Raw genomic sequence first — 17,327 nt, forward strand, 5'->3', positions numbered from 1 at the left:
TCCGGAAAGCATGTCCCCTCGATATCGCAACGGTGCGAATCAGGCCGGCACGATCGTCGCGGTCGTGGCCGACATCATGGCCCTCATCCTGGGTCTCTGGATCCTGATGTACCTACTGGACGCCAACCCCGGCAACTCTTTCGTCCAGTTCATCCACGACGCGGCCCGCTGGCTCGCCGGCTGGTCGCACGACCTGTTCACCTTCGACGAGGCGTGGGCCCGAGTGGTCTGCGGCTACGGCCTGGCGGCGGTGGTGTACCTGTTCGTCGGGCACGCCATCGCCAGTCGAGCACACCGGCACTGAGAACGCCGTTCAGGGGCTCGCCCTCAGGGGCGCGGGGAACTGCGCGAGCAACCACACACCACGCGCGCCCGCAAACCCGGCGAGCCCCCGAGCGCTCAGGCGCAGCAGTCCGAGTCCAGACCCACGGGCAAGTCCCCACCGAACACCCGGCACGTGGCCTCGTGCCCACCCAGCGCGGCCACCGCCAGCAACAACGATCCCGCCGTCCACGTCGTCAACTCCCGCGGCCAGATCGCGTCGTCGTCGAACACGTACCCGGTCCAGTACAGCCCGCTGCCCTCGTCCCGCAGATGCTGGATCGACTGCAGGATCTCCAGCGCCCGGTCGGACTCCCCCATCGCCCACAGCGCGAGCGCGAGTTCGGCCGACTCACCCCCCGTCACCCACGGGTTGGGAACGACACAGCGCACCCCCAGCCCGGGGACGACGAACCGGTCCCAGTCCTCCTCGATCCGGGCCTTGGCCTCCGCGCCGGTCAGGGCGCCGCCGAGCACCGGGTAGTACCAGTCCATCGAGTACCGGTTCTTGTCGAGGAACCGCTCGGGGTGGTGGCGTATGGCGTGCCGCAGCGCGCCCGCCGCCAACTCCCAGTCCGGTTGCGGCTCTTCCCGCTGCTCGGCGATGGCCAGTGCGCAGCGCAGCGCGTGGTGGATGGAGGAGCTGCCCGTCAGCAGGGCGTCCGTCGTCTCCGTGCCGTCGTCGTCGCGCCTCCAGCCGATCTGTCCGCCGGGCTGCTGGAGACGCAGCACGAACTCCACCGCCGCGTACACCGCCGGCCACATCCGGTCCAGGAACGCGTCGTCGCCGGTGGAGAGATGGTGGTGCCAGACGCCCACGGCTATGTAGGCGACGAAGTTGGTCTCCCGGCCCCGATCGGTGACCGCGTCGGCCTCGCCGTCGGTGTAGGCCGCGTACCAGGAGCCGTCCTCGTTCTGGTGCCGGGCCAGCCACAGATAGGCCCGCTCGGCGGCCTCGTGCTCGCCGGCCGTGTCCAGGGCCATGGCCGCCTCGACGTGGTCCCACGGGTCGAGGTGGTGCCCCCGGAACCACGGGATCGCACCGTCCTCGCGCTGCACGGCGAGGATGCCGGCGACGGTCGCTGCGGCCTCCCCCGCGGTGAGGACCCCGGGCAGGACCAGATGTTCCGTCCGGGGAGTGGTCACTTGGCGTCCGCCCCGGTCTCGGCCAGACGCGGCAGGTGCGGCTTGGTCGCGTACGCCACGAAGCTCTTGCCGATCAGCGGGTTCAGCGCCTGCTCGGCGACCCGGGTGGCCAGCGGCTTCTTCATGATGTCCCAGACGAGCAGCTTGTGGTACGCCCGCACCGGCAGGGCCTTGTCGTTGTCGACGCCGAAGGCGCACTTGAGCCACCAGTAGGGCGAGTGCAGGGCGTGGGCGTGGTGCGTGCCGTAGGGCTCCAGGCCGGCCTCGCGGATCTTCTCCAGCAGTTCGTCCGCCTTGTAGATGCGGATGTGGCCGCCCTCGACCTCGTGGTAGGCGTCGGAGAGGCTCCAGCAGACCTTCTCGGGGCCGTAGCGCGGAACGGTGACGGCGATGCGCCCGCCGGGCTTGAGCACCCGCACCATCTCCGCGAGGACACCCTTGTCGTCCGGGATGTGCTCCATCACCTCGGAGATGATCACGACGTCGAAGGACTCGTCGGGGAAGGGCAGCGCGAGGGCGTCGCCCTCCATCGCCGTGGCGGTGGCGCCCTCGGGGGCCTCGCCGGCTTCCTTCATCGCCGCGAACCACTTCGCGACCTCGCGGATCTCCTCGGCGTTCTGGTCCAGCGCCACGACCTGCGCGCCACGCCGGTAGCACTCGAAGGCGTGCCGCCCGGCACCGCAGCCGAGATCCAGGACACGATCACCCGGGGCGAGCGGGAACCGGGAGAAGTCGACGGTCAGCACGTGGCCCTGCTTTCGGAGTTGACGCCTTCTACATCTGCCGGGGCTGCCGAGACAGCACCTGCCGTACCTGCGGGGGCTGCCGAGACAGCACCTGCCGTGCCCGCGGGGGCTGCCGAGACAGCACCTGCCGTGCCCGTGAGGGCTGTGGGGACAGCACCCGTCGAGGGGACCGAACGGCCGGAAACCCGCGGCACGGTGCCGGTCCCGGCCCTGTCGATCTCCTCGCGGTAGCGGGCCACCGTGCCCTCCGCCGCCCTCGCCCAGGTGAAGTGACGCAGTACCCGCTCCCGCCCGGCCGCGCCGAGGCGGGCGCGCAGGTCCGGGTCGGCCAGCAGGCGGCCCAGGCCGGCGGCCAGCGCGCCCGCGTCGCCTGGCGGTACCGCCAGGCAGGTCTCGCCGTCGCGGCCGGCGACCTCGGGTATGGCGCCACCGGTCGTGGCGAGCAGGGGCGTGCCCGTCGCCATGGCCTCGGCGGCCGGGAGCGAGAAGCCCTCGTAGAGCGACGGCACGCACGCGACCTGCGCCGAGCGCACGAGGTCGACGAGTTCCGCGTCGGAGATGCCCTTGACGAACTCGACGGCACCGGCGAGGCCGTACCGCTCCATCGCCTGGGCGACGGGCCCTTCGGTGGGCCGCTTGCCGACGACGACGAGATGGGCACCGGGGTGCTCGGTCCGGACCTTGGCGAGCGCCTCGACGAGGTGCACCAGGCCCTTCAGCGGCACGTCCGCGCTGGACGTCGTCACGATCCGGCCCGGCACGACCGGCACCGACGGATTCGGCGAGAACAGGTCGGTGTCGGCGCCGATGTGAACCACGTGGATGCGGTCCCGCCGGACGCCGAGGTGGTCGACGATCTCCTGCTGCGAGGTGCCGGACACGGTGAGCACGGACGGCAGGCGGCGCGCGACGCGTTTCTGCATGCGTGTGAAGGCGTACCAGCGCCGCACCGAGGCGCGCCGCTTCCAGCCGTCCGCCGCGTCCAGCTCCAACTGCCGGTCGACGGTGATGGGGTGGTGGATGGTCGTGACCAGGGGCGCGCCGACATCGCCCAGCAGGCCGTAGCCGAGGGTCTGGTTGTCGTGCACGACGTCGAACTCGCCGCGCCGGGCGCGCAGCAGGCGGCGGGCGCGCAGCGAGAACGTGAGCGGTTCCGGGAAGCCGCCGGTCCACATCGTCGCGACTTCCATCGCGTCGATCCAGTCGCGGTACTCGCCGCGCTTCGGTGTGCGGAAGGGGTCCGGCTGGCGGTACAGGTCGAGGCTGGGCAGCTCGGTGAGGCTCAGCCCGTCGTAGCCCTCGTCGAGGACCGGATACGGCTGGGAACCGATGACCTCGACCCGGTGGCCGAGGCGGGCCAGTTCGCGCGAGAGGTGCCGGACGTAGACGCCCTGCCCGCCGCAGAACGGGTTCCCTTTATAGGTGAGGAGCGCGATGTTGAGCGGTCGCAAGCCGTCGGCAGCGGGGCCTTGAGGAGCCCCGGCCTCCCTGGCCTCAGCGGTCACTCCGGGCCCCCTTCTCCCTGCACTGTCCCGCGAGATTACGCCGGGACGCTAATCTAGAACAAGTTTCAGACTTGATCGTCCGGAGGCTCTGAATCTACCGGCAGGTAAGGGTGCCGTGAGCAGTGGATCAGGTGATTCACGCCACGACCGGCACCGTGCCATGCTGTGTGATCACTCGTCCTCACGGACGGTCACGGAACGGGACCGACCCATGCCCGCGGAAGCCAAGGTGAGCGCCAAGGTGAACAAGCCGGCCAAGGTGGAAGCCAGAGCGGCAGCGCCCGCCTCCCCGCCCCTCACGGAGCGGCAGGAGGCCCGCCGCCGCCGCATCCTGCACACGAGTGCCCAGCTGGCCAGCCGGGGCGGCTTCGACGCCGTGCAGATGCGCGAGGTCGCGGAGTCCTCCCAGGTGGCGCTCGGCACGCTGTACCGCTATTTCCCGTCCAAGATCCACCTGCTGGTCGCCACCATGCAGGACCAGTTGGAGCACATGCACGGCACGCTGCGGAAGAAGCCCCCGCAGGGCGAGACGGCCGCCGAGCGGGTCGCGGAGACGCTGATGCGGGCCTTCCGGGCGTTGCAGCGCGAGCCGCATCTGGCCGACGCGATGGTCCGGGCGCTGACCTTCGCCGACCGCAGCGTGAGCCCGGAGGTCGACCAGGTCTCCCGCCAGACGACGGCGATCATCCTGGACGCGATGGGCCAGGAGAACCCGACCCCGGAGCAGCTGTCGGCGGTCCGGGTCATCGAGCACACCTGGCACTCGGCGCTGGTCACCTGGCTGTCGGGCCGCGCCTCGATCGCCCAGGTGAAGATCGACATCGAGACGGTGTGCCGCCTGATCGACCTGACGGCGCCGACCGGCCCGTAGATCCCCGGGCACGGCAAGGACCTACGAGACGGGTTCCCTTCGCCGGTATGGTCCGGATCAGGTGATGGGGGTCGCCTCGGGGTGCCGCGTTTCGGCCCGGCTCCCTTACGCCTCTCAGCCCTACCGTCGCAGTCGGCACCAGCGGAAGCCAGCTTCGCTTCCCGCCGACGTCGGCCACTCCGGTCGGACTCCCTCACTCGCCTCGTAGGCCGACTTCCAGGATAGAACGCCCCCAGGGGAATGAAACCCCCTCAACCATGATTTTCCGGGCACTTCCCGGCCTGCCCCCCGCTCTACTCCTCGGGCGGGAACACCGCCTCCCCGCTGTCCCCGAGCGTGATCGTGATCGCCTCCGTCGGACAGCTCTCCGCCGCCTCCAGCACCCGCTCGTTCGCGTCCATGTCCGGAGCGGCGGGACGGGACTGCCGGGCGGCGTCCAGATGGAAGCCGCCCGGCGCGTGGTGGAGGCACTGCGCGGAGCCGATGCACAGGGAGCGGTCCACCTCGACGTGCCAGCGGTCGCCCATCGCTACGCGTCCGCCGGCAGGTGGATCATCTTGTGCTCCAGGTACTCGCCGTACCCCTCGGGCCCGAACTCCCGCCCCAGGCCCGAGTTCTTGTAGCCGCCGAAGGGGCCCAGCATGTCCAGGCTGAAGGTGTTGACGGAGTACGTGCCCGTGCGGACCTGGCGGGCGATGTCGATGCCGTGCTCGACGTCCGCGGTCCAGACGCTGCCGCTCAGCCCGTAGTCGGAGTCGTTGGCGATCTTCACGGCGTCGGACTCGTCGTCGTAGGGGAGCAGGCAGATCACCGGGCCGAAGATCTCCTCGCGGGCGATGCGCATGGAGTTGTCGACGTCGCCGAAGAGGGTGGGTTCGACGTACCAGCCGCGGTCGAGGCCGGCCGGGCGTCCGCCGCCGGTGAGGATCTTGGCGCCCTCCTCCTGCCCGATGCGGATGTAGTCGAGGTTGCGCCGCTGCTGCCGCCGGGCGACCAGCGGGCCGACCTGGGTGGCCGGGTCCAGCGGGTCGCCGACCGCCAGGGCGCCCGCGGCGGCGGCGAGGGCCTGGGCGAACTCGTCGTAGCGGGAGCGCGGCAGGAGGATGCGGGTCTGGGCGACGCAGGCCTGGCCGTTGTTCATCCAGGCCGCGGGGGCGATGCCCGCGACGGCCGTCTCGACGTCCGCGTCGGGCAGGACGACGGCCGCGGACTTGCCGCCGAGTTCGAGCGTCACGCGGGTGAGGTTGCGGGCGGCCACCTCCATGACGCGCTTGCCGGCCGCGACCGACCCGGTGAAGGACACCTTGTCGACGCCGGGGTGCCCGACCAGGTACTCGCTCACCTCCCGGTCGGCGGGCAGGATCGACAGCACGCCCTCCGGCAGCCCGGCCTCGCGGGCGATCTCGCCGAGCAGATAGGCGTCGAGCGGGGACTCGGGCGACGGCTTGAGGACGACCGTGCAACCGGTGAGCAGCGCGGGGGCGAGCTTGGCGGCGGCGACGAACTGCGGCACGTTCCAGGGGACCACGGCGGCCACGACCCCGACGGGCTCGCGCCGCACGAGAATCCTGCCCAGGACGCCGTCGCGCCGCTCCTCGTGCGTGAAGCTGCGGGCGACCGTGATCGCCGAGTCCCAGACCATCACCGCGCCGAGGGCCTGGGCGAGGACGCTCCAGGAGTAGGGCGAGCCGTTCTGGGCGGAGATCAGGCGGGCGATCTCGTCGTGCCGGACGGTGACGGCGTCCTTGATCCGGCCCACGACCTCGATCCGCTCGTCGAGGCTCATGCGCGGCCAGGGCCCCTCGTCGAACGCCCGCCGCGCCGCCGCCACGGCCCGGTCCACATCCGCCGTCGAGGCGTGCGGGACGCGTCCGATGACCTCCTCGGTGTGCGGCGAGATCACCTCGATGACGTCCTGGCCCAGGGGGTCGGTCAACTCCCCGCCGATGAACAGCTGTCCGTGTTCTACGAGCTCGGTCATGGCCGACTGCCTCCCCGGGAGCGTTCTCTGACGGTTCATCAGGTACGCCCACTGATACCAGCCCCACCCCGAGGAGTCCACGGACCGCGCACCACGGGAAGGCTCCTCGCTGGAACCCGTTCTAGTTATAGTGGCGGGGAGCCGGCGACGGGGGGAGCCCATGACACAGGTGACCGACCACGGCGGAGGCGTCCGCTCCCTCCGGGTCCCGATCCCGGACAACCCGCTCGGCCACACGCTGGTGTACGTCGTCGACACCGACCGCGGCCCGGTGCTGATCGACACCGGCTGGGACGACCCGGAGTCCTGGGACACCCTCGCGGAGGGCCTCACGGCCTGCGGCACCTCGGCCGCCGAGATCCACGGCGTGGTCATCACCCACCACCACCCCGACCACCACGGCCTGTCCGGCCGGGTCCGTCGGGCGTCGGGCGCGTGGATCGCGATGCACGCGGCGGACACCGCGGTCGTACGGCGGACCCGCGAGGCCCGCCCCGAGCGCTGGTTCACGTACATGGCGGCCAAGCTCACCGCGGCCGGTGCCCCCGAGGAGCACATCGCGCCCCTGCGGCAGCCCCGCCACCGCACCCTGCCCGGCCTCTCCCCCGCCCTGCCCGACCGCGACATCGTCCCCGGCGAACTCCTGGCGCTGCCCGGCCGCCGGCTGCGCGCGATCTGGACCCCGGGACACACACCGGGCCACGTCTGCCTCCACCTGGAGGAGGACCATCCGGCCCGACTCCCGGGCCGGGGACGCCTGTTCTCCGGCGACCACCTGCTGCCCGAGATCACTCCGCACATCGGCCTCTACGAGGATCCCGAGGACACTGGGGGTCCCCCCTGCTCGAGCGAAGCCGAGAGCTTGGGGGACGTCACCGACCCCCTGGGCGACTACCTCGACTCCCTCGAACGCGTCGGCCGACTGGCCCCCGCCGAGGTCCTCCCCGCCCACCAGCACCCCTTCTCCGACACCGCAGCCCGTGTGAGGGAGTTGCTCACCCACCACGAGTCCCGCCTGACCGACCTGCTGGCCCTGCTCGCCGAACCCCTCACCCCCTGGCAGCTCGCCGAGCGCATGGAGTGGAACCGCCCCTGGTCCGACATCCCGCACGGCTCCCGCACCATCGCCGTCTCGGAGGCCGAGGCGCATCTGCGGCGACTGGTGAAGCTGGGCCGGGCGGAGGCGGTGCCGGGGAGCGAGCCGGTGACGTACGTGGCGGTGTGACGAGACCCGACACGGCCACTGGGATCTCCTGCTTCACGACCTCCCGCGTCGACGGTTACGAGGGCGGCGTCGTCCCGGCGCCGGGCCGCCGGTGCAGATCGGGCACTACGAGGACACGTTCCACCGGGCGGGCGGGGGTCTGGCTGCTCGCCTCGCGGACCCTTCACCTGCCCTTCGGAGGACCCACACCGCGATCGAACGTGCCCGCGTCATAGGGCTCTTGACGCTGCGGAGCGCCCCTAGGATGGTCGGAAGCAACGCTCGCACCGGGAGAGACGCCCATGGGCACCGAAGAGGCCGCACGCACGACGACCGGCAGCGGGGCCCTGGACGGCGGGTGCGCCGGGCCCATGGTGCCGCGCCTGGCCCTCGGGGCCCGGCTGCGCGCACTGCGGGAGGAACGGGGCATCGGCCGAGCGGACGCGGGGCACGTCATCCGCGCCTCCTCCTCCAAGATCAGCCGGATGGAGGCCGGCCGCCACGGCTTCAAACTGCGCGACGTCGCCGATCTGCTCACCCTCTACGGCGTCACGGACGAGGCCGAGCGCGCCACCCTGCTGGCGCTCGCCGAGCAGGCCAACACCCCTGCCTGGTGGCGGTCGTACAGCGATGTCGTGCCCGCCTGGACGCAGACCTATCTCGGAGCCGAGCAGGCGGCGAGTCTCATCCGCTGCTTCCGGGTGCAGCGCGTCCCCGGCCTGTTGCAGACCGCCGACTACGCCCGGGCCGCCGTGCGGCTCGTGCACCCGGACGCCGGTGCGGCGGAGATCGACCGCCGGGTCGCCCTGCGGATGGCCCGCCGGCGGATCCTGCACCGGCAGCCGGCGACCCGGCTGTGGGCGGTGATCGACGAGGCGGCGCTGCGCCGCCCGGTGGGCGGCATCCGGGTCATGCGGGACCAGCTCAGGCATCTCATCGAGATCTGCCGGCTTCCGCATGTGACGGTGCAGATCCTGCCGTTCGCCGCGGGCGCTCACGCCGGGGAGGGCGGCCCGGTCACCATTCTGCGGCTGCCCGGCGGGCAGTTGCCCGACGTGGTCTACCTGGAGCAGCTCACCGGCGCCCTCTACCCCGACCGGCCGGCCGAGATCGAGTGCTACTGGGACGCCATGAACCGGCTGGTGGTCGAAGCCGAGTCGCCGGACGAGACTCCGACCATCCTGCATCGCGTCCTTCAGGAGACCTGAGGGTCAGCGCTTGAGGGCGACGCCGCCGTACTGGTGCACTTCCGGAGGCAGGTCCAGGGCCGCCGCGTCCGGGCGCCAGCGCGAGCAGGACGCCACGCCGGGGTCGAGCAGTTCCAGGCCGTCGAAATAGCGCGCGATCTGCTCGGGGCTGCGCAGGATGTACGGGATCGAGCCGCCGTCGTTGTAGTGCTGGATGGCCCGGACGTACTCCTCGCTGGTGTCGGTGGAGTCGTACTGCACGAGGTAGCTGCCGGGGGGCAGGGCGTCCACCAGCCGGCGCACGATCGAGCGGGCCTCGTCGTGGTCCTCGATATGGCCCAGGATGCCCATCAGCATGAGGGCGACGGGCTGGTCGAAGTCGAGTGTCTTCCCGGCCTCCCGGACGATGGCGCCCGGGTCGCGCAGGTCGGCGTCGACGTAGTTGGTGACGCCTTCCGGCGTGCTGGTGAGCAGGGCGCGGGCGTGGGCCAGCACCAGCGGGTCGTTGTCGACGTAGACGATCCGGCTCTCCGGGGCCACCCGCTGGGCGATCTGGTGGGTGTTGTCCACGTTGGGCAGGCCGGTGCCGATGTCCAGGAACTGGCGGACGCCCTCTTCGGCGGCGAGGTGGCGCACGGCGCGGGCGAGGAAGTAGCGGGCGGCGCGGGCACCGGTCTCGATCCCGGGGAAGACCTCAAGGAACGCGTCACCGGCCACCCGGTCGACCTCGTAGTTGTCCTTCCCGCCCAGCCAGTAGTTCCAGATCCGGGCCGAGTGCGGCACCGAGGTGTCGATCTTGGGGAACGGCGCCTGCTCGGCGTTCTCCACCTGCTCGGTCATGGACGCTCCTGCGTGAGAGATCGGGGAATCCCCACGGTAGCCGGTCGACGCCCCGGAGAGGATCAACTCCATCGCGAGAAGCAGGAGTTCGGCCTCCAGCGGTGGCCGGCGGGTGGCCCGAAGGCCAGCTCGTTCCGCTCGTCCGCGGCAACCGGCGCACCGGCCCACACCCGGCAGGCCACATGCCGGACCACGCGCAGCCACTCCGCCGCCCGGCGTCCCCGCCGGCAGCGCTACCCAAGCCCCCTCGGCCCGATTCCTACGTGCGGGTACAGTGAGCGGGTCGTCATCACACCGTACGGGGGGAAGCCGGTGCAATTCCGGCGCTGACCCGCAACCGTGAACCGCCCGCCGCGGCGGTGAGCCGGATCGCTTCGTACGGTTTCGTGACCGGCTCACGTGCCCGGCAGCCCGCCGGTGCACGGCACCGTCGAGGTATACGGAGCCGAGCCGCCGGGGGGTGCCCCGTGCCGCCCGGCTCCCCCACAGGGAGAGGCACCCGCCGATCATGAACGTCCGCCGCAGCGCCGCGGTCCTGGCCGCCGTCGCCGTGATCGGCGCCGCCACCCCGGCCGCCGCCACCCCGTCCCCGTCGCCCTCCCAGGCGTTTCCCTCCGCCCTGTACGGCGGCACCGACCCGAAGTACGACGGGGTCTGGCGGCAGTCCCTCGCCCTGCTCGCGCAGGACACGGTGGGGGTGAAGCCGGCGGCGAAGTCCGTGGAGTGGCTGGTGCGTCAGCAGTGCGCGGACGGCTCCTTCGCCTCGTACCGCCCCGATCCCACCGCCCCGTGCGACGCCAAGACCATGCGGGACACCAACGCCACGTCCGCCGCCGTCCAGGCCCTGACCGCGCTCGGCGGGCACGACGACGTCACCGGCAAGGCCGTCGACTGGCTGAAGTCCGTCCAGAACAAGGACGGCGGCTGGGGCTACTCGCCCGGCGGTGCCGACGACACCAACTCGACGTCGATCGTCATCGGCGCGCTCGCCGCCGCGGGCGAGAAGCCCGGCAAGGTCGAGAAGGACGGCAAGTCGCCCTACGACGCGCTGCTGAAGCTCGCCCTGCCCTGCGGCGGGGACGGCGGCGGCGCCTTCGCGTTCCAGCCGGACAAGAAGGGCAAGCTCGCCGCCAACGCGGACGCCACGGCGGCCGGTGTGCTCGGCTCCCTGGGCAAGGGCATGGTCGTCGAGCCCGGCAAGAAGTCCGACGCGACCTGCGAGAAGGCCACCACGCCGGAGCAGGCGGCGGCGAACGGCGCGGGCTACCTCACCGCCGCCCTGACCAAGGACGACGGGCACCTCATGTCCGCCCTGGCCGGTGCCGAGCCCCAGCCCGACTTCGGCAACACCGCCGACGCGGTCGTCGCGCTCGCCGCGCAGGGCGCCACCGCGCAGGCGGAGAAGTCCGTGCGGTGGCTGGAGAAGAACTCCGCGGCCTGGGCCGCACAGAGCGGTCCGGCCGCCTACGCCCAGCTGATCTTCGCCGCCCACGCGACGGGCACGAACCCGCGCGACTTCGGCGGCGCGGACCTCGTGAAGCAGCTGGGAGCCACGGGCCCGGCCCCGCAGACCGCGGAGAAGACCAAGGCCTCGGACGAGAAGAAGGAGGACTCCGGCTCGGACTTCTTCGGCGTCTGGTGGTACGTCGGCGTCTGCCTCGTCGCCGGCATCGGCATCGGCTTCCTGTTCACCGGCCGCAAGAAGAAGCAGCAGCCGTGATCCGCCGGGCCCTTCTCCTCCTCCTGGCCTCGCTCCTGCTGTGCGCGGGCACGGGCCAGGCCCAGGCCGCCGGTTACCGGTACTGGTCGTTCTGGGAGCGCGACGGCGACCACTGGGTCTACGCGACCCAGGGTCCCTCCCTGGCCCGCCCCTCGGACGGCGACGTCCAGGGCTTCCGCTTCGCGGTGAGCGAGGACTCCGCGAACGCGACCCGGCCACGCGGCAAGGCCGACTTCGCGACGATCTGCGCGAAGACGCCCGCGCGGGACGGCAGCAAGCGGGTGGCCCTGGTCCTCGACTTCGGCACCCCGTCGGACGCCCCCGACGGCGAAACCCCGCCCGCCGCCCGCACGGCCTGCGCCCGGGTCTCCCCCGACGCGACGACGGCCGAGGCCCTGGCGGCGGTGGCCAAGCCGCTGCGCTACGACACCAACGCCCTGCTGTGCGCGATCGCGGGCTATCCGGAGCAGGGCTGCGGCGACCAGGTCTCGCAGAAGCAGACGCCGGGGCACGGCAAGCCCACGGCGGAGCACAAGACCCCGTCGGACCACGGTCCGTCCCTGGGCCTGGTCGCGGGCATCGCCGTGGTGGTGGTCCTGGGCGGGGCGGCGATCTGGCAGGTACGCCGGCGTGGGTAGCCGTCCCGCCCGACCTGTGGGCAGTCGTGCCGCCGGGGCGATGGAGAGGGTGGGCGCGGGCGACACGCCGCGGCGCCGGGGTGCGCACCCACCCCGGCCCGGGCGCCGGCGCCGGGCACAACTGCACCCCGGAGCCTGGTGGCTCTGGGCACTGGCCCTCGGCACGGCGGCCACCCGCACCACCAACCCTCTGCTCCTCGCCCTCCTCATCACGGTCTCCGCCTACGTCGTGGCCACCCGCCGCCCCGACACCCCCTGGTCCCGCTCCTACGGCGCCTTCGTCAAACTCGCCCTGGCCGTGATCCTCATCCGCCTGCTCTTCGCGATCGTCCTCGGCTCCCCCGTCCCGGGCACGCACACCCTCCTCACCCTCCCCGAACTCCCCCTCCCCGCCTGGGCCCAGGGCATCCGCCTCGGCGGCGACGTGACCGCGGAGGCCCTCACCTTCGCCCTGTACGACGGTCTTCGCCTGGCCACCCTCCTCATCTGCGTCGGCGCCGCGAACGCCCTCGCCAACCCCTCCCGTCTCCTCAAGTCGCTCCCGGGCGCCCTGTACGAGATGGGCGTCGCGGTCGTCGTCGCCCTCACCTTCGCCCCGAACCTCATCGCCGACGTGCAGCGTCTGCGCGCCGCCCGCCGTCTGCGCGGCCGTCCGGACAAGGGCTTGCGGGGCCTGCTGCACGTGGGCCTCCCGGTCCTGGAGGGCGCGCTGGAGCGCTCGGTCTCCCTCGCCGCCGCGATGGACGCCCGCGGCTACGGCCGTACCGCCCAGGTCCCGCCCGCCGTACGGCGTACCACCGCCGCCCTCACCCTCGGCGGTCTGCTCGGCGTCTGCGCGGGAACGTACGGCCTGCTCACGGCCGAAGGCGCGGCCTACGGCTTCCCCCTGCTCCTCGCGGGTCTCGCCGCCGCCCTCGCGGGTCTCAGACTCGGCGGACGCCGCTCGCCGCGCACCCGATACCGCCCGGACCGCTGGGACGTGCGCGCCTGGCTGGTCGTCGCCTCCGGCGTCGCGGCCGCGGCCCTGCTCGCCCTCGCCGCGGCCCGTGACCCCGCGGCCCTGCACCCGGGCGTGGTCCCCCTGGTCGCCCCGACCCTCCCCCTCTGGCCGGCCGCGGCCGTACTGCTCGGTCTGCTGCCCGCGTTCGTCGCCCCCGATCCCAAGGAGCCGTCGTGATCCGCTTCGAGGATGTCTCCGTGACGTACGACGGGGCTCGCGAACCCACCGTCCGGGGCATCGACTTCGAGGTCCCGGAAGGCGAACTCGTCCTGCTGGCCGGTCCGTCCGGCGTCGGCAAGTCCACGGTCCTGGGCGCGGTCAGCGGGCTCGTCCCGCACTTCACCGGCGGCACCCTGCGCGGCCGGGTCACGGTCGCCGGCCGCGACACCCGCACCCACAAGCCGCGCGAGCTGGCCGACGTGGTGGGCACGGTCGGCCAGGACCCGCTGTCCCATTTCGTCACCGACACCGTCGAGGACGAACTGGCCTACGGCATGGAGTCGCTGGGCCTCGCCCCGGACGTGATGCGCCGCCGCGTCGAGGAGACGCTGGACCTGCTCGGTCTGGCCGGCCTGCGCGACCGGCCGATCGCCACGCTCTCCGGCGGCCAGCAGCAGCGCGTCGCGATCGGCTCGGTCCTCACCCCGCACCCGAGCGTCCTCGTCCTGGACGAGCCGACCTCCGCACTCGACCCGGCAGCCGCCGAGGAGGTGCTGGCGGTCCTCCAGCGGCTCGTCCACGACCTCGGCACGACCGTCCTCATGGCCGAACACCGCCTGGAACGCGTCATCCAGTACGCCGACCAGGTCGTCCTGCTACCGTCCCCGGGCGCACCCCCGATCCTGGGCGACCCGGCCGAGGTGATGGCCGTGTCCCCGGTGTACCCCCCGGTGGTGGCCCTGGGCCGCCTGGCGGGCTGGTCCCCGCTGCCCCTGACGGTCCGCGACGCGCGCCGCAGGGCGGGGGATCTGCGCCAACGACTTGAGGCACGCGAGGGCAGCGCCCTTCAGGGGCGCGGGGAACTGCGCGATCAACCACGGACAACCCGCACTCGCCAACACTCGGCGCCCCCCACCCCCTCAGGCGAGGTACGAGTCCTCTCGGTCACCCGCGCCCGCATCCAAGCCCTGCACGACATCACCCTCACCATCTCCCCCGGTGAGACCATCGCCCTCATGGGCCGCAACGGCGCCGGAAAGTCCACCCTGCTCAACTCACTCGTAGGCCTCGTCAAGCCCAGCTCCGGAACCGTCCTCATCGGCGAAGCCGCCCCCCACCGCACCGCCCCGAAGGACCTCGTCCGCAAGGTCGGCCTCGTCCCCCAGGAACCCCGCGACCTGCTCTACGCCGACACCGTCGCCGCCGAGTGCGCGGCGGCCGACCAGGACGCCGGCGCCGACCCCGGCACCTGCCGGGCCCTGGTCACCGAGCTGCTGCCCGGCGTCACCGACGACACCCACCCCCGGGACCTCTCGGAAGGGCAGCGGCTCGCGCTCGCCCTGGCCGTCGTACTGACCGCCCGGCCCCCGCTGCTCCTGCTGGACGAGCCGACGCGGGGTCTGGACTACGCGGCGAAGGCCCGCCTGGTCACGGTGTTGCGGGCGCTGGCCGCCGAGGGCCACGCCATCGTCCTGGCGACGCACGACGTGGAGCTCGCGGCCGAGCTCGCCCACCGGGTGGTGCTGCTGGCCGAGGGTGAGGTGATCGCGGACGGCCCGACGGCGGACGTCGTCGTCTCCTCGCCGTCCTTCGCCCCGCAGGTCACCAAGATCCTCGCGCCCCAGCAGTGGCTCACGGTCGCCCAGGTCCGCACCGCACTGGAGGGGCCCGGCCGATGAGTCTCCAGGCGACCACCCGCCCGCCCGCGCGGCGGCAGGCCCGGGCCGTCCGGCTCGGCCCCCGCTCCGTCGCCGCGCTGGCCCTGGTCAGCGCGGTGGGTGTGGCCGGCTTCGGCTGGCCCTTCCTCGCCCCGCCCACCTCGCGGCTCAGCGCGCACGCCCAGGACGCGCCCTGGCTCTTCGCTGGCGTCCTCGTGCTGCTCGTGGCGGTCGTGGCCGCGGCGATCTCGGAGTCCGGCCTCGGCCCGAAGGCGGTCGCGATGCTCGGCGTGCTGGCCGCGACGGGAGCGGCCCTGCGGCCGATCGGCGCCGGTACCGCCGGTATCGAGCCGATGTTCTTCCTGATGGTGCTGAGCGGCCGGGTGCTCGGCCCGGGCTTCGGGTTCGTCCTCGGCTCGGTGACGATGTTCGCGTCCGCGCTGCTCACGGGCGGGGTCGGGCCGTGGCTGCCGTTCCAGATGCTGGCGATGGGCTGGTTCGCGATGGGCGCGGGACTGCTGCCCGGTCCGGACCGGCTGCGCGGCCGGGGTGAACTGGCGATGCTCGCCGGCTACGGCTTCCTCGCCGCGTTCGCCTACGGCACGGTGATGAACATGGCGGGCTGGCCGTTCATGAGCGCCCTCGCCTCGAACGTGGCCCTCGACCCGCACGCGCCGGTCGCCGCGAACCTGGCCCGTTTCGTCGCGTACTGCCTGGCCACGTCGCTGGGCTGGGACCTGGGGCGGGCCGTCGTCACGGTCGTCCTGACGCTCACCCTCGGTCCGGCGGTGCTCAGGGCGCTGCGCCGGGCCACGCGCCGGGCGGCCTTCGAGACGCCGGTCGCGTTCGACCCGGCCAGGGAGTGAGGCTGCCCACGTGACCCGCGGCACATACGAAGCCGGGCCGTAGCAACAAGGCCCCGGTCACAGGCGGCGGCCCGCCCGGCACATGCTGCCGGACCTAGTAAGAGGGGTCGTTGCACGCATCGGGCATGGCTGTTTCTGTGGAGCCGCCCCCACAGACCGAAGGCGGCGGTCCCCTGATCCCCGGGGCCGTCGCCTTCGTCATATTCGGACCTGCCGGACAAGCCGGACCGGGCGGGGACGTCAGCCGGTGCTCACCGGAAGCTCCTTCACCCCGTTGATCCAGGCGGACCGCAGCCGGCGCGGATCCCCGACGAGCCTCAGCCCGGGCATGGCGTCGGCGATCGCGTTGAAGATGAGGTTGATCTCCAGCACGGCGAGGGACTTGCCCAGGCAGTAGTGCGGACCGCCGCCGCCGAACCCGAGGTGCGGGTTGGGGTCGCGGGTGACGTCGAAGGTGTCCGGGTCGTCGAAGACCTCGGGGTCGTGGTTGGCGGAGGCGTAGAACAGCCCCAGCCGGTCGCCCTCGCGGATGCGCTTGCCACCGAGTTCGGTGTCCTGGGTGGCCGTGCGCTGGAAGGCGGCGACCGGGGTTGCCCAGCGCACGATCTCCTCCGCCGCCGTCTCGGGCCGGTCGCTCTTGTACAGCTCCCACTGGTCCGGGTGGGTGAGGAAGGCGTGCATGCCGTGGGTGATGGCGTTGCGGGTGGTCTCGTTGCCCGCGACGGCCAGCATCAGCACGAAGAAGCCGAACTCGTCGGAGCTGAGATTGCCCTCGTCCTCCGCCGCGACGAGCTGCGTGACGATGTCGTGGGCCGGGCACTGCTTGCGGTCGGCCGCCATGTTCATCGCGTAGGCGATGATCTCCGTGGCCGACTCGGCGCCGACCTCCTCGGTGATGGCGTACTCGGGATCGTCGTACGCGATCATCTTGTTGGACCAGTCGAAGATCTTGTCCCGGTCCTCCTGGGGGACGCCCATCAGCTCGGCGATCGCCTGGAGGGGCAGTTCGCAGGCGACGTGGGTGACGAAGTCGAACGGCCCGGTGTGCGCGCGGGCGGAGTCGACGATGGAGTGGGCCCGGGCCCGCAGCCGGTCCTCCAGCGCCCGGATCGCGCGGGGGGTGAACCCGCGCTGCACGATCTGCCGGACCCGGGTGTGCTCCGGCGGGTCCATGTTCAGCAGGATCAGCCGCTGTGCGTCGATGGCGTCGCGTTCGATGTGCTCGTTGAAGCGGATGATCGCCGTGTTGAGGGACGACGAGAACAACTCCGGGTGCGTGGAGACGTACTTGACGTCGGCGTACCGGGTGACCGCCCAGTAGCCGTCGTCCTGGAAGCCGGCGAGACCGGTCGGCTGCGCCACCCAGCAGACCGGTTCGGCCCGGCGCAGCTCCGCGAACTCCGGCAGGGGCACGCGGTGGTGCAGCAGGTCGGGGTCGGTGAAGTCGAACCCCTCGGGCAGCGCGGGACAGGGCATGGGCGGCTC

16 protein-coding genes are annotated in these 17,327 nt (G+C 72.4%); 9 read left to right on the plus strand and 7 right to left on the minus strand.

Annotated features, from left to right (window positions below):
* Positions 1-10 precede the first annotated feature (10 nt).
* Entirely contained in the window at positions 11-304 is a 294-nt protein-coding gene (locus QOL88_RS11415; RefSeq protein ID WP_097216334.1) for a hypothetical protein, read from the plus strand.
* A 95-nt stretch (positions 305-399) separates the two neighbouring features.
* Here the strand turns inward: QOL88_RS11415 and QOL88_RS11420 are convergent, their stop codons facing one another.
* Genes QOL88_RS11420 through QOL88_RS11430 form a run of 3 tightly spaced genes read right to left on the minus strand, consistent with a single transcriptional unit; the run spans position 400 to position 3,718 of the window.
* Positions 400-1,467 carry a prenyltransferase/squalene oxidase repeat-containing protein gene (locus tag QOL88_RS11420; protein ID WP_097216335.1) on the minus strand — a complete coding sequence of 356 codons (1,068 nt, stop codon included), beginning with the start codon at positions 1,465-1,467 and terminating at the stop codon, positions 400-402.
* Positions 1,464-2,213 carry a class I SAM-dependent methyltransferase gene (locus QOL88_RS11425; RefSeq protein ID WP_097216336.1) on the minus strand — a complete coding sequence of 250 codons (750 nt, stop codon included), beginning with the start codon at positions 2,211-2,213 and terminating at the stop codon, positions 1,464-1,466. The genes QOL88_RS11420 and QOL88_RS11425 overlap by 4 nt, the downstream gene beginning before the upstream one ends.
* Positions 2,207-3,718 carry a glycosyltransferase family 4 protein gene (locus QOL88_RS11430; RefSeq protein WP_097216337.1) on the minus strand — a complete coding sequence of 504 codons (1,512 nt, stop codon included), beginning with the start codon at positions 3,716-3,718 and terminating at the stop codon, positions 2,207-2,209. The genes QOL88_RS11425 and QOL88_RS11430 overlap by 7 nt, the downstream gene beginning before the upstream one ends.
* Before the next feature lie 211 nt (positions 3,719-3,929).
* Between QOL88_RS11430 and QOL88_RS11435 the strand changes: the two genes are divergently transcribed.
* Positions 3,930-4,589, plus strand: coding sequence for a TetR family transcriptional regulator (locus tag QOL88_RS11435; RefSeq protein WP_097216338.1), 660 nt, complete (start codon positions 3,930-3,932; stop codon positions 4,587-4,589).
* Positions 4,590-4,882: 293 nt separating this feature from the next.
* Here the strand turns inward: QOL88_RS11435 and QOL88_RS11440 are convergent, their stop codons facing one another.
* On the minus strand, positions 4,883-5,116 hold the full coding sequence (locus tag QOL88_RS11440; RefSeq protein WP_097216339.1) for a ferredoxin: 234 nt from the start codon (positions 5,114-5,116) through the stop codon (positions 4,883-4,885).
* A gap of 2 nt (positions 5,117-5,118) precedes the next feature.
* Positions 5,119-6,570, minus strand: a complete 1,452-nt coding sequence (locus QOL88_RS11445) for an aldehyde dehydrogenase (protein ID WP_097216340.1) — start codon at positions 6,568-6,570, stop codon at positions 5,119-5,121.
* A 160-nt stretch (positions 6,571-6,730) separates the two neighbouring features.
* Here QOL88_RS11445 and QOL88_RS11450 point away from each other — a divergent pair, with 160 nt between their 5' ends.
* Together QOL88_RS11450 and QOL88_RS11455 are read left to right on the plus strand one after the other, a co-directional pair.
* Positions 6,731-7,795, plus strand: coding sequence for a Strvi_7410 family MBL fold metallo-hydrolase (locus tag QOL88_RS11450; protein WP_097216341.1), 1,065 nt, complete (start codon positions 6,731-6,733; stop codon positions 7,793-7,795).
* Positions 7,796-8,076: 281 nt separating this feature from the next.
* Entirely contained in the window at positions 8,077-8,982 is a 906-nt protein-coding gene (locus tag QOL88_RS11455; protein ID WP_097216342.1) for a Sco1979 family transcriptional regulator, read from the plus strand.
* Between the two features lie 3 nt (positions 8,983-8,985).
* Here the strand turns inward: QOL88_RS11455 and QOL88_RS11460 are convergent, their stop codons facing one another.
* Positions 8,986-9,801, minus strand: coding sequence for an SAM-dependent methyltransferase (locus QOL88_RS11460; protein WP_097216343.1), 816 nt, complete (start codon positions 9,799-9,801; stop codon positions 8,986-8,988).
* 508 nt (positions 9,802-10,309) lie between these two features.
* Here QOL88_RS11460 and QOL88_RS11465 point away from each other — a divergent pair.
* From QOL88_RS11465 to QOL88_RS11485, 5 genes are read left to right on the plus strand one after another with little or no spacing between them, the layout of a single operon-like run.
* Positions 10,310-11,521, plus strand: coding sequence for an SCO2321 family membrane protein (locus QOL88_RS11465; RefSeq protein WP_097216344.1), 1,212 nt, complete (start codon positions 10,310-10,312; stop codon positions 11,519-11,521).
* Entirely contained in the window at positions 11,518-12,159 is a 642-nt protein-coding gene (locus QOL88_RS11470) for an SCO2322 family protein (protein ID WP_097216345.1), read from the plus strand. Before QOL88_RS11465 ends, QOL88_RS11470 begins: the two co-directional genes overlap by 4 nt.
* A gap of 49 nt (positions 12,160-12,208) precedes the next feature.
* The gene (locus QOL88_RS11475) at positions 12,209-13,336 is read left to right on the plus strand and encodes an energy-coupling factor transporter transmembrane component T (RefSeq protein WP_097216346.1); all 1,128 of its coding nucleotides are present in this window, start codon (positions 12,209-12,211) and stop codon (positions 13,334-13,336) included.
* Complete coding sequence (locus QOL88_RS11480) at positions 13,333-14,997, plus strand: ABC transporter ATP-binding protein (protein ID WP_097216347.1); 1,665 nt, start codon at positions 13,333-13,335, stop codon at positions 14,995-14,997. Before QOL88_RS11475 ends, QOL88_RS11480 begins: the two co-directional genes overlap by 4 nt.
* Positions 14,994-15,842, plus strand: coding sequence for an ECF transporter S component (locus tag QOL88_RS11485; protein ID WP_097216348.1), 849 nt, complete (start codon positions 14,994-14,996; stop codon positions 15,840-15,842). The genes QOL88_RS11480 and QOL88_RS11485 overlap by 4 nt, the downstream gene beginning before the upstream one ends.
* 240 nt (positions 15,843-16,082) lie before the next feature.
* Here the strand turns inward: QOL88_RS11485 and QOL88_RS11490 are convergent, their stop codons facing one another.
* A complete protein-coding gene (locus tag QOL88_RS11490) occupies positions 16,083-17,318 on the minus strand; it encodes a cytochrome P450 (protein ID WP_097216349.1) in 1,236 nt (411 codons plus the stop codon).
* Between the last annotated feature and the right edge of the window lie 9 nt (positions 17,319-17,327).

The organism is Streptomyces sp. Ag82_O1-12 (genome assembly GCF_900182715.1).
Lineage (GTDB): Bacteria > Actinomycetota > Actinomycetes > Streptomycetales > Streptomycetaceae > Streptomyces > Streptomyces massasporeus.

Coding starts and splice junctions, on each gene's coding strand:
- QOL88_RS11415 (WP_097216334.1), top strand. CDS start 11: ATGTCCCCTCGATATCGCAACGGTGCGAATCAGGCCGGCACGATCGTC.
- QOL88_RS11435 (WP_097216338.1), top strand. CDS start 3,930: ATGCCCGCGGAAGCCAAGGTGAGCGCCAAGGTGAACAAGCCGGCCAAG.
- QOL88_RS11440 (WP_097216339.1), bottom strand. CDS start 5,116: ATGGGCGACCGCTGGCACGTCGAGGTGGACCGCTCCCTGTGCATCGGC.
- QOL88_RS11445 (WP_097216340.1), bottom strand. CDS start 6,570: ATGACCGAGCTCGTAGAACACGGACAGCTGTTCATCGGCGGGGAGTTG.
- QOL88_RS11450 (WP_097216341.1), top strand. CDS start 6,731: ATGACACAGGTGACCGACCACGGCGGAGGCGTCCGCTCCCTCCGGGTC.
- QOL88_RS11455 (WP_097216342.1), top strand. CDS start 8,077: ATGGGCACCGAAGAGGCCGCACGCACGACGACCGGCAGCGGGGCCCTG.
- QOL88_RS11460 (WP_097216343.1), bottom strand. CDS start 9,801: ATGACCGAGCAGGTGGAGAACGCCGAGCAGGCGCCGTTCCCCAAGATC.
- QOL88_RS11465 (WP_097216344.1), top strand. CDS start 10,310: ATGAACGTCCGCCGCAGCGCCGCGGTCCTGGCCGCCGTCGCCGTGATC.
- QOL88_RS11485 (WP_097216348.1), top strand. CDS start 14,994: ATGAGTCTCCAGGCGACCACCCGCCCGCCCGCGCGGCGGCAGGCCCGG.
- QOL88_RS11490 (WP_097216349.1), bottom strand. CDS start 17,318: ATGCCCTGTCCCGCGCTGCCCGAGGGGTTCGACTTCACCGACCCCGAC.